Annotated in this window: 13 protein-coding genes; 12 read left to right on the top strand and 1 reads right to left on the bottom strand. The window is 40.3% G+C overall.

What is annotated here, in order from left to right:
• Positions 1-205: 205 nt before the first annotated feature.
• The 12 genes from QFZ73_RS25360 (at position 206) to QFZ73_RS25305 (ending at position 14,423) form a co-directional block, all read left to right on the top strand.
• On the top strand, positions 206-1,825 hold the full coding sequence (locus QFZ73_RS25360; RefSeq protein ID WP_251433617.1) for an amidohydrolase: 1,620 nt from the start codon (positions 206-208) through the stop codon (positions 1,823-1,825).
• Positions 1,826-1,928: 103 nt separating this feature from the next.
• Complete coding sequence (locus QFZ73_RS25355) at positions 1,929-3,161, top strand: Zn-dependent hydrolase (protein ID WP_251433619.1); 1,233 nt, start codon at positions 1,929-1,931, stop codon at positions 3,159-3,161.
• Positions 3,162-3,293: 132 nt separating this feature from the next.
• Positions 3,294-3,494: a DUF3311 domain-containing protein gene (locus tag QFZ73_RS25350; RefSeq protein WP_251433621.1), complete on the top strand. Its 201-nt coding sequence runs from the start codon at positions 3,294-3,296 to the stop codon at positions 3,492-3,494.
• On the top strand, positions 3,491-4,975 hold the full coding sequence (locus QFZ73_RS25345) for a sodium:solute symporter family protein (protein ID WP_307272138.1): 1,485 nt from the start codon (positions 3,491-3,493) through the stop codon (positions 4,973-4,975). Before QFZ73_RS25350 ends, QFZ73_RS25345 begins: the two co-directional genes overlap by 4 nt.
• Positions 4,976-5,044: 69 nt before the next feature.
• Positions 5,045-5,911: a nitrilase-related carbon-nitrogen hydrolase gene (locus tag QFZ73_RS25340; RefSeq protein ID WP_307272136.1), complete on the top strand. Its 867-nt coding sequence runs from the start codon at positions 5,045-5,047 to the stop codon at positions 5,909-5,911.
• Positions 5,912-6,449: 538 nt separating this feature from the next.
• A complete protein-coding gene (locus QFZ73_RS25335; RefSeq protein WP_251433628.1) occupies positions 6,450-6,767 on the top strand; it encodes a DUF3870 domain-containing protein in 318 nt (105 codons plus the stop codon).
• Between the two features lie 171 nt (positions 6,768-6,938).
• On the top strand, positions 6,939-7,340 hold the full coding sequence (locus QFZ73_RS25330; RefSeq protein ID WP_307272134.1) for a DUF819 family protein: 402 nt from the start codon (positions 6,939-6,941) through the stop codon (positions 7,338-7,340).
• Positions 7,312-8,334, top strand: coding sequence for a DUF819 family protein (locus QFZ73_RS25325; RefSeq protein ID WP_373458973.1), 1,023 nt, complete (start codon positions 7,312-7,314; stop codon positions 8,332-8,334). Before QFZ73_RS25330 ends, QFZ73_RS25325 begins: the two co-directional genes overlap by 29 nt.
• A gap of 15 nt (positions 8,335-8,349) precedes the next feature.
• Positions 8,350-9,432 (top strand): dipeptide epimerase, encoded by a 1,083-nt coding sequence (locus tag QFZ73_RS25320; RefSeq protein ID WP_307272129.1) that lies wholly within the window; start codon positions 8,350-8,352, stop codon positions 9,430-9,432.
• A gap of 19 nt (positions 9,433-9,451) precedes the next feature.
• Positions 9,452-10,459 (top strand): C40 family peptidase, encoded by a 1,008-nt coding sequence (locus QFZ73_RS25315; protein ID WP_373459035.1) that lies wholly within the window; start codon positions 9,452-9,454, stop codon positions 10,457-10,459.
• Positions 10,460-10,798: 339 nt separating this feature from the next.
• Positions 10,799-12,598: a S9 family peptidase gene (locus QFZ73_RS25310; RefSeq protein ID WP_307272127.1), complete on the top strand. Its 1,800-nt coding sequence runs from the start codon at positions 10,799-10,801 to the stop codon at positions 12,596-12,598.
• A 274-nt stretch (positions 12,599-12,872) separates the two neighbouring features.
• Positions 12,873-14,423 carry a histidine kinase N-terminal 7TM domain-containing diguanylate cyclase gene (locus tag QFZ73_RS25305; RefSeq protein WP_307272126.1) on the top strand — a complete coding sequence of 517 codons (1,551 nt, stop codon included), beginning with the start codon at positions 12,873-12,875 and terminating at the stop codon, positions 14,421-14,423.
• 116 nt (positions 14,424-14,539) lie between these two features.
• On the opposite strand, the gene QFZ73_RS25300 is transcribed toward QFZ73_RS25305, so the two are convergent.
• A complete protein-coding gene (locus tag QFZ73_RS25300; protein WP_251433646.1) occupies positions 14,540-14,854 on the bottom strand; it encodes a hypothetical protein in 315 nt (104 codons plus the stop codon).
• Positions 14,855-14,903: the final 49 nt, after the last annotated feature.

Below are 14,903 nucleotides of genomic sequence, written 5' to 3'. Positions count from 1 at the left end.
TCAGCAAATCATAGGAAATAAGACTTAATTATATAAAAGGTATAAAAAAACGATGAAATTTTTGACTATTTGTCTAATGATTTCACAATCTGGTGTGGATATAATGAATCTGTTAAAAACGGAATATTCCGATAAGTGAAGGTGAGAGAAAGCATAGGAAGAGGCGTAGTAATGTAGGTGAAACAATAAGGAAGGGGTGTGTTGTTTGACAGCTGATATCGTGTTCATAAACGGCGAGGTCATAACCGTAAATCAAAAAAATGAAGTCGCAGAAGCCATGGCAATTAAAGGTAATCGTATCTCGGCAGTCGGAACGAATCAGGAAATCAAGGTATTTATCGGAGAAGAGACAAATGTGATTGATTTGCAGGGAAAGACATTACTTCCTGGTTTTATAGATTCTCATATTCATCTAATATTGTACGGTGTCAATCAATTGGCAGTAAGTTGTAAAGCTGAACATATCAAATCTGTAGAAGATTTGTTAATCGATCTGAAGAAGAAAGCTTCGAAGATCCCTAAAGGTGAATGGATCCGTGCCTGGGGCTTCAATGAGACCGCTGTGAAAGAAAAACGTTATCCTACAATAGCGGAATTGGATGCTATTTCAACAGACCATCCCATTATCGTAACCCGTACATGCAGCCATATAAGCGTGGTGAATAGCAGGGCGTTAGCAATTGCCCGAATTGATGAAAACTCAGAGAATCCAACTGGAGGGATCATTGAAAAGGATAGGGAGGGGAGGATTACAGGCAAACTCATTGAAACAGCAAATATGATAATGGCAGACAGAGCAAGTTACTCAGAAAGTGAACTGTTGAAAGCAGTGAAAATAGCGTCGGAGCATTTCATCGCAGCAGGCATAACAAGCATTCATGAAGCTGGTGCCCATGGTCCTGAAAGTTTCCGTTTAATGCAGCAGGCCATAAAAAATAAGGATATTCGTGTCCGTATCTATGCGATGGTCGGCTCATTGAATAACTCTCATGAATTTGTAAATAAAATGGTAGATTCGGGAGTCATAACCGGAACTGGGGACGAAAGATTCAAAATCGGACCAGCTAAATTGTTTACGGATGGCAGCAGTACCGGTCCGACAATTGCTACCCGTGAGCCTTATTCAAGTGATCCTGGTTATTCCGGCATCCTTTATTATAAAGAAGAGGAGATCTATCAAGTATTAGGTCAGGCACATAAAAAAGGCTATCAGATCACAGTCCATGCCCAAGGTGACAAAGCGATAGAGATGTATTTAAATTGCGTGGAAAAGGCTTTGAATGAATCGCCCAGAAAAGATCATAGACATAGAATTGAGCATGCTGGAATATCTTCGCCAGATTTACAAATGAGGATGAAAGAACTTGGAATCATCCCAATCCCCAACCCCCCATTCCCTTATGAATTCGGTGATATATATATTGAACATTACGGCAAAAGGGTCAACCACATGTACGCTGCCCGTGATTTTATTGATAAGGGCATCTTGGCCGCAGGTGGATCAGATGCTCCCGTTACTGATCACGACCCTTTATTAGGCATACACGTTGCTGTTAATAGAACAAGCAGGTCTGGTACCAAAATAGGTAAGGTTCAATCGATTAGCGTATTGGAAGCCATTAAACTATACACATGGAATGGCGCGTTTGCGAGTTTCGATGAAGATGTCAAAGGCAGCCTGGAGGCAGGAAAGCTGGCAGATCTAGTAGTATTGAATGATAGTATATTGAATGTGGATTCCCAAAATATCAAGGATTTGAAAGTTGAATCAACGATTCTGAATGGGGAGATTATTTATCATAGGGAAACATTGGTAGAAATATAATCTAGCGTAACTATTCTAAAACAACAAGACCTTCACTTTCATTTTTTGGCTTAAGCGAACGTAAGCAGGATTTAGCAGGTTATCTAAAAGGGGGATATTCGCTATGAAAAAGCAAAAATTATTAATTAATGGTGAGAGGCTGAGTCGTACGCTAGAGAAATTTGCTGATTTTGGACGGACAAAAAACAACGGAGTCACACGGCTATCCCTTTCCGAAGAGGATCGATTAGTCCGTGATTACTTTTGTGCTTGCTGTAAAGAATTGGGTATGACAATTAAGGTTGATGATATGGGGAATATTTACGCTACTTTGGCGGGAATTGAAAACAAACCACCCATTGTAATGGGATCACATATGGATACCGTAAAAAAGGGAGGACGGTTTGATGGTATCTTGGGTGTAGCTGCAGGCTTGGAAGTCGTGCGGACTCTGGTCGAAAATAATATCCAACCTAAAATTCCGGTAATGATCGTCAATTTTACGAACGAAGAGGGAGCCAGATTCGAACCTTCCATGATGTCTTCGGGAGTTCTTTCAGGTAAATTCGAAAAATCCATCATGCTGCAAAAGACTGATAGTGAAGGAACCACTTTCGAAAGTGCTTTGAATGCAATTGGGTATGCAGGGGATAAAGAGTCTCGTTTAAAAGAAGCGACTGCATTTCTAGAGTTGCATATTGAACAAGGGCCCATTCTTGAACGTGAATCACTCACGATCGGTGTCGTTGAATGTGTCCTTGGTATGGTGTGCTATGAGATAGAAGTTACAGGCGAATCCGATCATGCAGGAACCACCCCGATGAATATGAGAAAAGATGCTTTCTTCACTGCGAATAGCTTGATTATGGAGGCTCGTCAGAAGCTAGGCATGCTTGATGACGATTTGGTTTTTACGATGGGAAGGGTAAATGTATTTCCTAATATCCATACGGTGATCCCTAATAAAGTGGTTTTTTCGCTAGAGGCGAGACATAAGGATTCCAAAGTCATCAAAAAGGTGGAGGAAGTCATTGAAAGCCTTATAACTACAGGCTCAGAAGACGGCTGCGACATCCAAGCGAAAAAATTGTGGGACAGGGATACCGTTTGGTTCGACAAATCCATTTGCAATTTGCTTGAGCAAACGACCAATTATCTAGACCTACCCTATAAAAGAATGGTAAGCGGTGCAGGGCATGATGCACAGTTTATAGCTAGTTATATACCGACAGCCATGGTTTTCGTCCCAAGCATCAACGGTAAAAGCCATTGTGAAGAGGAACTTACTACTTGGGAAGATTGTGAAAAAGGCGTCAATGTAATATTGGAAACGGTCCTTGCCATCCAGTCCGCTTAAGACGAATATATGCTTGGTTGAAAGCAGGTAATGACAGTAAACAAAGGGTGTTATCAAACCATCAGTTCAGTATGAAAGTCGGCTTGACTGATGGTGATGCATCCGTGTAAGGAACCTAAGGGAGGGTATAATTTGGATGCTATTAAACTATTGCTTTTTGTTCCATTTATAGGGTTTTTAGGTTTATTGCCCTATGCAAATAAAATAGAACCGTACATATTGGGGATGCCTTTTTTGTTATTTTGGGTTGCATTTTGGATGGTGATGGCATCGATTATCTTAATGATTGTCTATAAGTTCGATCCTGATAATAAAGGGAGTGATTATGAATGAATATCTCATTACTCATCATTTCCATCTTCTTGGTCCTAGCACTTTATTTAGGGATAAAAGCAAGAAAAGGGAAGGATATGGACATGGAGCAATTTGCCGTAGGGGGCAGGGGCTTCGGTACATTCTTCATTTTTCTCTTGATAGCAGGTGAAATTTATACAACTTTCACATTCCTGGGCGGAAGTGGGTGGGCTTACTCAAAAGGTGCAGCTGCTTATTATGTTCCCGCCTATATTTTCTTGGCCTATGTCCTATCATATTGGCTCGTTCCCAAAATATGGAGATATTCAAAACGCCATTCCATTATCTCTCAGCCAGAGTATTTTGCATCTAAATATAAAAGCAGGTCAATGGGGATGATCGTTGCTGTACTGGGAAGCTTAGCCCTCGTGCCGTACATAGTCATACAGCTCAAAGGATTAGGTATCATTGTTTCAGAAGCATCTTATGGAGCGATTTCACCAGTTGCTGCAAGTGTGATCGGTGCTGTGGTCGTAACTACCTATGTAATGATTTCAGGCATTCATGGATCAGCATGGACAGCCATACTGAAAGATTTCATGATTTTGGTGGTCGTTATCTTTTTAGGGATTTACATTCCATTTCATTACTTCGGAGGCATACAGCCAATGTTCGAGACCGTCCAAGCTGCTAAACCGGAAATGTTGGTATTGGCAGATCAGGGATTGAGTAAGTCCTGGTTTGTGTCCACCGTTTTGCTGAATGCACTAGGATTTTATTTGCTGCCACAAACATTCATGGTCGTTTTATCGTCGAATGGGGAAAGAACCCTTCGGAAAAATGCGATTGCGTTACCCTTATACACATTGTTACTTCTTTTCGTTTTTTTCATTGGATTTACAGCCATTATGGAAATCCCGGGATTGCAAGGAGCTGATGGAGATCTCTCGCTTTTAAGGCTGGCGATTCAAACATTCGATCCTTGGGTGATAGGGGTTATCGGAGCTGCAGGTTTATTGACGGCCCTAGTACCGGCTTCAGTCATGCTTATGGCTGCATCGGTAGGTCTGACAAATAGCTTTTTCAAAGTTCTGGTCCCTGCTGCGACTGAAACACATCAATTGATTGTCTCAAGGATAATTATTATTGGTATCTCAATCATTGCTTTAATTGTAACGGTAACAGGCGGCGAGGCTTTGGCCATCTTGAATATCATGTCATATAGTTTAATTACACAACTGGCACCTTCCTTGTTTTGCAGTTTACCAAAAACCAATATAATCAATAAGTATGGTGCAATGGCAGGAATATTGGCAGGCGTCCTGATCGTTTTATATGCGACAATTGCAGATCTGAAGGTTGCTACATTCCTGCCGGATATCCCTCATGCAATTAATGATATAAGTACAGGCGTCATAGCTTTGTTAATTAATATACTGGTAACATTCATTGTAAGTGCACTGACTAAACATATCTCTATGCAACAGACTGAAATGAATGATCTGGACAAGATATCCTGATTCCTTTTGATTAAGGCTAATGGAATTACGACTGGAATAACTGATAAAGCATGATTTGGGAGGGCTTTTGTGAAAATTAAAATAGCGGCTTGTCAATTTCGTGTAGAAAAAGTGTCAACTTTCAATGAATTTCAGGAACAAGGAGAAAACTTGATCACCCAAGTTCCCGAAAACTCGGATTATATCATTTTTCCTGAACTGGTGACCATCGGGTTATCAGCGGCCTTTGGAGAACAAGATGCTTCGTCCGTTATCAGGATTGATGAATATACCAGTCAATACAAAGATCTTTTCAAGTCACTTTCAAGAAAAAGAAAACAGGTCATCATTGCGGGCACGCATCTGGAACGCCGTGGAAATGAATACTTCAATATTGCATACATTTTTGATAAAGACGGATCAGTCGTTGAGCATAAAAAAACTCATATCTTTCCTGCTGAAGCAAATTGGCATACTTCTGAAGGTGATGATCTGGAAGTTTATTCCGTAGGTCCGCTTAAGATAGGAATAGCGGTATGTTATGAAGCGGAGATACCTGAAATTTCAAGGATATTATCAGTGAAAGGGGCCGACATCATTTTTTGCCCTTCATACACATTTACAGAGGCTGGTTTTTGGCGAGTTCGCCATTGCGCACATGCACGTGCAATCGAGAATCAGGTATATTTTGTTCATTGCCCCACTGTTGGTGAACCAGGGGCACCCCTGCCGAACGGATACGGCCGTGCCAGTTTACTTAGCCCATGTGACAGCGCTTGGCCAGCAAATGGAATAGTAGCCGAGGCGGTAATGAATGAACATACATTCATTACCGGTACGGTCGATATGGACGAACTTTATGAGAATCGAAAAAATGGTGCGGCAACCACTTTCAAGGATCGCAATCGCCGAAAAGATATGTATGCAAAATATGAGCCATACGAAGGGCTGAACTAATCAGTTGTAAAAGGCACTATTAATACAATAAGGGACGAAGAAGAGCCATTTTGCCTACAGTTTTTTTCTGAACATTCCAGTTGATTGGAACGGAAGGCATGAGACTCCTGCGGGTGTCCAAGGAGAACCCACAGGCGCAAAGACCGCCCGCGGAAAGCGAGTGCCCTACGTTTCTATCAACGTTCAGATTTTACAAACCCTCAAATAAAAAACTGCTGGCTTTCTTCGAATTTATATACAGTCTGAGACACTATTAATACAATAGTGTTTTTCCTCTTTTATCTTCTGATAAAATATAAAACAGAAGGAGTCATACCATTCTAGTTTTGCATAAACTTTCGTTTGATGGGCGTATTAGTTATAGAACTTATCTATTCTCTTGCGCAGGAATCAGTAATTGACTTAATATACAAAATATATTGTCAAATGCATGTTGCTTATATTAGAATATATGTAACCATTTCATATTGTAATAATATAGATAGTCACCCTATTTATACCTGTTATGATGTCTGTAATGGCAGGAGGCACTATGAGTATGTTTCAGCAGAATACAGTATATATAGTTGGCGAATCGAAAGCGGCGTCCAATAATCCAATTACACAGCAATTCAACTGCTTTTTTATCGGGTTCGTCATTGATAGTGATACGCATGAAATAGTGGATGCCGAATGCTCGACTACGATATCGATTACATCACGCTTCATTGAATCCATGTTAATTGGTAAATCTATTCTTAGGCCCGATGAATTGGAGAAAGAAATTGAGAAACGGTACTTTGGTTCGTCTCAGAAAGCACTGACCGTAGCTCTAAGAAATGCCAGCATTAAATATCAACAACTTAATAAGTTATAGCTGCTTCTTTTGTCTGTCGCAATAGAAATCCAGCTGTTAAAGAGTGTGTACGCGCTCTTTGGCAGCTGGATTTTTTTATGTAAGGCCATGCAAGAATTCAATGGCGGGTTTGAATAGAAGGAAATTAAATGTTATTTCCGGAATTCCCCTAAATATAAGGAGGTATGAAATATGATTCAGGATGGTGTGATGTTTGTCTGTTTTTTATTGGCATTTACTGCGGTGATTGCCGTAGCGGAAAAAAAGATAGGAGGAAAGTTCTTCAAGTATGTTCCTGGTATTGTCCTCATTTATATTGGTGCGGCTCTAATGAAAACATTCGGGGTCTTTTCAGATAGTGAGTCAGTCGAAAGTGCGTATAGCACCATACGAGGACTCCTGCTGCCTGCCATGTTGATGCTCATGCTTTTACAATGCGATAGTGATGTTTGTCTGTTTTTTATTGGCATTTACTGCGGTGATTGCCGTAGCGGAAAAAAAGATAGGAGGAAAGTTCTTCAAGTATGTTCCTGGTATTGTCCTCATTTATATTGGTGCGGCTCTAATGAAAACATTCGGGGTCTTTTCAGATAGTGAGTCAGTCGAAAGTGCGTATAGCACCATACGAGGACTCCTGCTGCCTGCCATGTTGATGCTCATGCTTTTACAATGCGATATGCGGAAAATAATCAGACTTGGACCAAAGATGCTGTTAACTTTTTTTGCCGCTTCATTCAGCATCATAGGAGGGTTCACTCTTATTTACGTCTTAATGAATGGCTTCTATGCGGAAGGAACTTGGAAGGCATTCTCGGCTTTAAGCGCAAGCTGGACAGGGGGATCTGCCAATATGGTGATCTTGCAAGGCATACTCGATGTGCCGGAAAATATTTTTGGTTATGCGTTGATCATGGATACAGTCAATTATTCCATTTGGGTCATGTTCTTGTTTTGGTTGGTACCTCTTGCTGGAAAATTCAATATTTGGACTAAAACGGATACATCTTTCATTGATCAAATGACTTCCGAGCTTGAAGCAGGGGAAACCGCCAAGACGGAATTCGGATTCGTGGAATTGATCGGTTTCTTGGCGCTGGCTTTAATTGTATCAGCAGGGGCAACCAAAATTGGGGAGAAACTGCCAGTACTGGGTGCAGCTGTGAACGGAACCACTTGGACGATCATCATCGCTTCGACCGTAGGTTTAATTCTGGCTGTCACGAAGGTTGGACGTATTGCCGGTTCCATGGAAATTTCCAAAGTCATGCTTTATATAGTCATTGGTTTAATTGCTTCCCATGCTGATTTTTCACAGCTGTTTCAAGCACCTGTGTATATTTTATCCGGATTTATGATTCTATTCTTTCATGGATTGATCATGGTCATTTTAGCCAAATTCTTTAAGTTGGATCTATTTACAATGGGAGTTGCCTCATTGGCCAATATAGGGGGTGTGGCATCAGCCCCTATATTGGCAGGTGCATTCAACCGGGCGCTAATACCTGTCGGGATATTGATGGCTGTACTTGGCAGTCTTCTGGGCACCTATTTTGGAATTCTTACATCATATATACTCTCAAGCTTTTAAGGAAGGGTTGTTAATATGAAGATTGAAAGTTTACAAGTATCAGTGGAAACCTTGCCACTTGTCAAGCCATTCAAGACGGCATTACGCACCGCAATGGAAATTGAAAATATCATGGTGTCCGTGAAGTTGGAGGATGGAACGGTAGGTTTGGGGGCTGCTGCCCCTACGGTTGCCATCACAGGTGATTCCACAAAAGGAATCATGACGATCATTGAAGAAGTAATCACACCACATCTAATTGGCCTTGACATCGAGAATATCAATGCATTGTCCGAGTTAATCCAACGATCCTGTGTAGGTAACACAAGTGCAAAAGCTGCTGTTGAAATCGCTTTGTACGACGCAGTCAGCAAGCGATGGCAGCTCCCTTTATATCAATATCTTGGCGGTAAATCGAATATCCTGAAGAACGATATGACAATCAGCGTTGATGAACCCGAGGAAATGGCAAAAGCGGCATTGTCACTCATCGATGGCGGATTCTCTACGATGAAGATAAAACTGGGGAAAGACTGGAAGAGTGACGTGGAGCGGGTTGCCTGCATTCGTGCTGCTGTTGGCGACCAGGTTATTATCAGGATTGACGCAAATCAAGGGTGGACAACAAAACAAGCAATTTCCATCATTCGTGATCTCGAGGAAAGAAAGCTGAACGTTGATTTGGTGGAACAGCCAGTGCAAGCCCATGATATCGAAGGGTTGAAAGAAATAAAGAGGTCTGTCCAAGTGCCGATCATGGCAGATGAAAGTTTGTTTTCTCCTCGAGATGCCATGAAACTCCTGAATGAACATGCTGTTGATTTCCTTAATATCAAATTAATGAAAACAGGAGGAATTCGACGCGCACTCCAAATCGCCGATATGGCAGAAGCAGCCGGGGTGGAATGCATGATCGGGAGTATGATGGAATCAACCGTGAGTGTAGCGGCCGCAGCTCATCTGGCAACCGCCCATCCAAATATAACGAAAATTGATTTAGATGCCCCATTATGGATTAAGAATGAACCATTTGAAGGCATTCAATTTATGAAAGATCAACTTCTCATTTCCGAGATACCTGGACTGGGAGTCAAGAGGAAATCCTCATTTACTCAATAAAAACTATTTCGAAAGGGTGATTATTTTGAAAAGGTTAACCGTTTTTGTGCTATCTTTATTTGCTCTTGGTATTTTAGTATTCAGTCCCAATGAAGCCAGTTCAAGAGAGAGGCAAAGAGTTGCCTATGTAGATGTAAACGTTGCTACTCTTTGGACTGAGCCAGGATTATTAAGGGAAATCGATGCTCCTTCAGCATCGAATCCAGTTGATTTGAATGCCTGGATCGGCTCGATGAATTATGAAGACAAACTGTGGCTTGTAGGTAACTTGGAAACACAAGCGTTATATGGTTCAAAAGTGACGATTCTAGAAGATCGGGGTGAATGGGTGAAAGTAGCCGTTGCCAATCAACCGACGCCCCGCAATGATATTGGTTATCCTGGATGGATGCCAAAGGCACAATTAAAAGGCGGAAATTCTTTTGAGAAGCAATTTAAACGAGGATTTGCCCTTGTAAATGCCCCAAAGACTTGGCTTTATTCGGATTCGAAACTTCGGTCCAAATTTATGGAGGTCAGCTTCGATACCCGCCTCCCGCTTTTGCAGGTGAAAAAAGATGAAGTGAAGGTGATGACACCGAGTAATGGAGCAAAATGGATAGAAAAGCAGAACGTGTCAGTCTATCAAAATGAAAATCAAATACCTGCTCCAACCGGTAAGGACATCGTTGAATCAGGAAAAGGATTTTTAGGGCTTCCTTACCTATGGGCTGGAATGTCCGGTTTTGGATTTGACTGTTCTGGATTCACCTATACAATGTACCATGCTAATGGAATAACGATTCCAAGGGACTCTTCCGTTCAGGCGCAACATGGCAAAAAGGTGGAACAAGAAAATCTTCAACCAGGTGATTTACTATTTTTTGCCTATGATAAAGGGAAAGGCAAGGTTCATCATGTCGGAATGTATATTGGTGACGGCAAAATGATCCATTCGCCAAACAGCTCAACACATGTAAGGATAGATGAAATAAAAGCATCGGGATACGGAGAGGAATATGCCGGAGCAAGAAGATATATCGATTGATTCTTAAAAAGCTTAAGAGCCCAGTGCTCTTAAGCTTTTTTCATATTTAAACAGATCTTTCTATCAGTCTATCGAATGACAAAAAGATGCTCAGATGTCTTTATAGAAATAGTTTTGAATAACCTGAAGTTCAGGATGCTTATAAAGTGTTTAGTTAAGATTATAAAATTAAATGAAACTAAATTTATTTTTAAGGATGAGGATATCCATTTTTTGGTTAGTGAAAAACTTGAAATCACTACTTCCTTAGGTTGACGGGTTCCGTATACAATAAGTAAAAATATGGTATAATTAATTACAGATTTTTCTTTATATTATAAATGTAAGGGGTTGCCAATGATGATCACTTTTCCAAAACCTGATGTTGAGCAATTTTTACGAACTTTCTCCATTGCTGATTTTGCCGTAAGTCCAGATGAAAAACATCTGGTTTTCAGTACCAATTTGAGCGGCAAGTATAATTTATGGGGAATGGATTTGCCAAACTCATTTCCTTATCCGCTTACATTCATTGATCAAAGCTGCCAAGAGCTGATATATGATAAGAATAGCCGGTTTATAATTGCTGGTTTCGATCAAGACGGTAATGAAAATACCCAGTTTTACGGGGTTCCCTTGAATGGCGGAACAATGAAGGAAATCGTCCATCATGAACATACACGTAATTTCATGCCAAAATTGTCGAATGACAGTAAAAAGCTCTATTACACGTCATCCAGAGGAAATCCTTCCTTTCTAAATTCCTATTGTTTAGATTTAGAATCAGGACAGGAAAAGCTGGTACTGGAGGGGAAAGATGCAGCGACCTATTTATTTGGTTTCAGCCCTGATGAAGAAACCTTACTTTACTATAAACACTTTGCCAATACATATACCCTTCTCTATGCAAAAAAAGGAAATGAAGATATCCTGCTCACTCCGCCCACTGAGAAACAACACACAGTGAATGATGGTGTTTTTGTTTCAGATTCGATGATATATTTATTGACTGATTATGATGCGGACTTTACCTATTTGGCTTCATATAACCTTGAAACAATCAAATTTTGTAAAGTTAAAGAATTGGAGAATGAGAGTTTTACTGCCATTAAATTTAGTAAAGAAAATCAACTATTATATATAACCAGTCAAAAGGGTGTAGAAGATCAATTATATGAATTCAATCTGCAAAATGAAGATTGGAGAAATATCCCCGGGCCATGCAGCGTCATTAATAAAATTGAAGTTGCTGCATCAGGAACGCTTTACTTATTTGGCATGAGTGCAACCAAGCCTCATAATGTCTATAAAAAATCAGGTGATGAGTGGGTATCATTAACCAAATATACTGTTCCTGGCGTCGATTCTAATGAGCTGGTTGAACCGGATATCATTACATACCCTTCCTTTGATGGACTGGAGATCGAATCGTTATTTTTTAGGGCAAAAAAGGAAAATGACAATGGTGAAGTCATTTTTTGGCCTCATGGAGGACCTCAAGCGGCAGAACGGAAGTCCTTTAGAGCTTCATTTCAATTTTTCCTGAATCACGGCTACAGTATTTTTGCGCCAAACTTCCGCGGTTCTACTGGTTATGGTTTGGAATTCATGAAAATGGTAGAGGGAGATTGGGGAAATGGACCACGACTTGATAATATAGCGGGCCTTGAGTGGCTGATAGACCAAGGGCATGCACAAAAAGGTAACATTCTATTGATGGGCGGAAGCTTCGGAGGGTATATGGCACTTCTGCTCCATGGACGACACGCGGATTATTTCAAAGCGGTTGTCGATATTTTCGGTCCATCCAATCTATTCTCATTTATCAATTCCGTTCCAGAAGACTGGAAGCCAGTGATGGATCAGTGGGTAGGAAATCCCGAAAAAGATAAAGAAAAATTAATCGAGCATTCGCCTATCACCTATTTGGATTCCATGATCAAGCCAATGCTTGTCATTCAAGGGGCGAATGATCCCCGTGTAGTCAAAGAGGAATCAGATCAAATCGTTCAAGCGTTGAAGGATAAAGGAAGAGATGTCGATTATATGCTTTTAGATGATGAAGGACATGGATTTTCCAAAAAGGAAAATGAAATTGCCGTTTATCGAAAAATACTCTCATTCTTAAATCGATTCACAGAGGTAACGGAGAAGGTATAACCAGCATCAAAATATTTCATTTATTTACAATTGAATTGGAAACCCTGCCACTCACTTTCAAAGTGGTGAACAGGGTTTTTCATGTTGGAAAGCTAGATGTCATTTTGGTATTGACGGTTTGAGGAGATAGTAAATAGGACTTCCTGATATGTCGTTTTTATAAATCCTGACATTTCAAATTCAGAATTCCCAGAATAAACTCTAGTCATCTAGTCATAAAGTGCTATATAATATACGGAAATAGTATTTTTTTGTTAAACGGAGTTGATTCGCAATGCCACGGGAATTATTGTTATACATCCTCGTTGTTATATTGGCAGGTGCTTTAAGCTTGTTCCTGTGTTTATTTGCACAGTTAAAGATCAAGGATGCACCTGGAGCAAAACCCTATATTCTCGTGACATTATTGTCTTCCATTTTTACTTTTTCCTATGCTTTCGAACTTTCCAGTACATCTTTAGTACAAATCATATTCTGGTTAAGGGTCGAGTACTTGGCCTTACCATTCATCCCAGTATTCCTTTTGTTGATGTGCATTGAATATGTAGGTCATAGAATAAAGAAGGTGTGGAAATATTCACTCTTCATCATACCGTTCATCACCATTTTCATGCATTATACAAATGACCTTCATCACTTTTATTACAAATCGTTGGGATTGAGAGGCGATAGTCCTTTTCCGATTATTAAACTGGTGGGCGGCCCTTGGTTTTACGTCCACTCCCTTTTTCTTTTTTTATGTGTCATGATAAGTATAATTATATTGCTAAAGCAGGTGAAAAAATCTTCATTCAGATTCAGGATGCAAATATCAATGATGGTGGCAGGTCTGCTTATTCCTATAATGGCAAATTATTATTATATAAATGGATTAAGCTCATATGGTATCGATCTTGGTCCTGTATCCATGAGTATCACCTTTATCTTTCATGGTGCGGCACTTTTGACTTTTCAAATGTTCAATGTAGCCCCGATCGCTCGGGAGACCGTCTTTGAAAGTATGAAAGAGGGGGTCATCGTTTTAAATCAACATGGTTTGATTGTCGACTATAACCATGGAATGCGCAAAGTCATACCCATGTTGGATGAACATTCCATAGGTAAATCGATTACAAGTGTGCTAAATGGGAATCATCATCTCAGGGGAATAATCGACCTTAAGCAAGACAGTGATTTTAATTGCAGCGTTAATGGTGATATGGTACATTACCATATTGGTTTTTCACCCGTGTTCAACAAAAGTAACCTGCCTATCGGACAGATCATTACCTTCGCCGACGTAACTGAAAGAGTGCTCATGCTGGAAAAGTTGAAACAACTTGCCAGCTTGGACGGATTAACCCAAATATTGAATAGAACATTTTTCATCAAAAAATCGGAAATGTTATTTGATGCTCTAAGCATGGAAGGTGGCAGTGTTTCAGTCATCATGTTTGATATCGATCATTTCAAAAATGTAAATGATACTTTTGGACATGAAGCAGGGGATGCGGTCATAACGCTTGTTGCAAATACTGCAAAAGAACACATTCGGGAAGGAGATTTATTGGGACGTTATGGCGGTGAAGAATTTATCATTTGTTTGCCGAATACCGCTTTACCCACTGCATATGAGTTGGCCGATATTATAAGGGAAAAGGTTTCTGAAAGTATAGCAGTGGTTAATGAAAAGAAGATTTCCGTTACCTGCAGTTTCGGGGTGACTCATGCATTAATTGAAGCTGGTGACCGAGGCCATTCCATCAAAACATTAATGCCACGGGCCGACCAAGCCTTATATGCCGCAAAGAAGAATGGCCGAAATTGTGTACAGATCAACGCCTAAGATTATCGGACCATCCCTTTAAACCTTGAACTTGTTCTAGGTTTTTTTTCATTGTATTCATAATTAATCCGTGTAGAAAAACTGAAGAACTAACGTATCTTTTTGAAACTAGAGCATTACTTTTTACTTGCTCTGTATACTCTATATCCGAGGCTGTTTCCGTAAGATAAAATGAGGCGGTAATGTTCGTCCATGACTCGTTCCAAGGATTCATTCAAAGGCTGAATGGGGCTATTTGATGCTGAAGAATCCAATAATCCCTCTAAGACGGTACTCGATCTCAAGATTTCTAGATCAGTAAATCTGATTTGTTGGAAGGCCTTTAACCATTCGGATTGCGTCAATACATCTCTTAAATTATAGAAGTTCATGATTTCTTTTTTTGAGGCAGGATCAAGACTGATTTCTGCGGTCATATCAATGGATAACAAAGTGCCGCCTAGTTTAAGGACCTATCCGTAGTAAAACTGTGAAGCCTTG

The organism is Peribacillus sp. V2I11, from assembly GCF_030817135.1.
GTDB classification, from domain to species: domain Bacteria; phylum Bacillota; class Bacilli; order Bacillales; family DSM-1321; genus Peribacillus; species Peribacillus simplex.
Note: the sequence above shows the minus strand (reverse complement) of the source record. Positions and strands in the feature narration are given on the sequence as shown.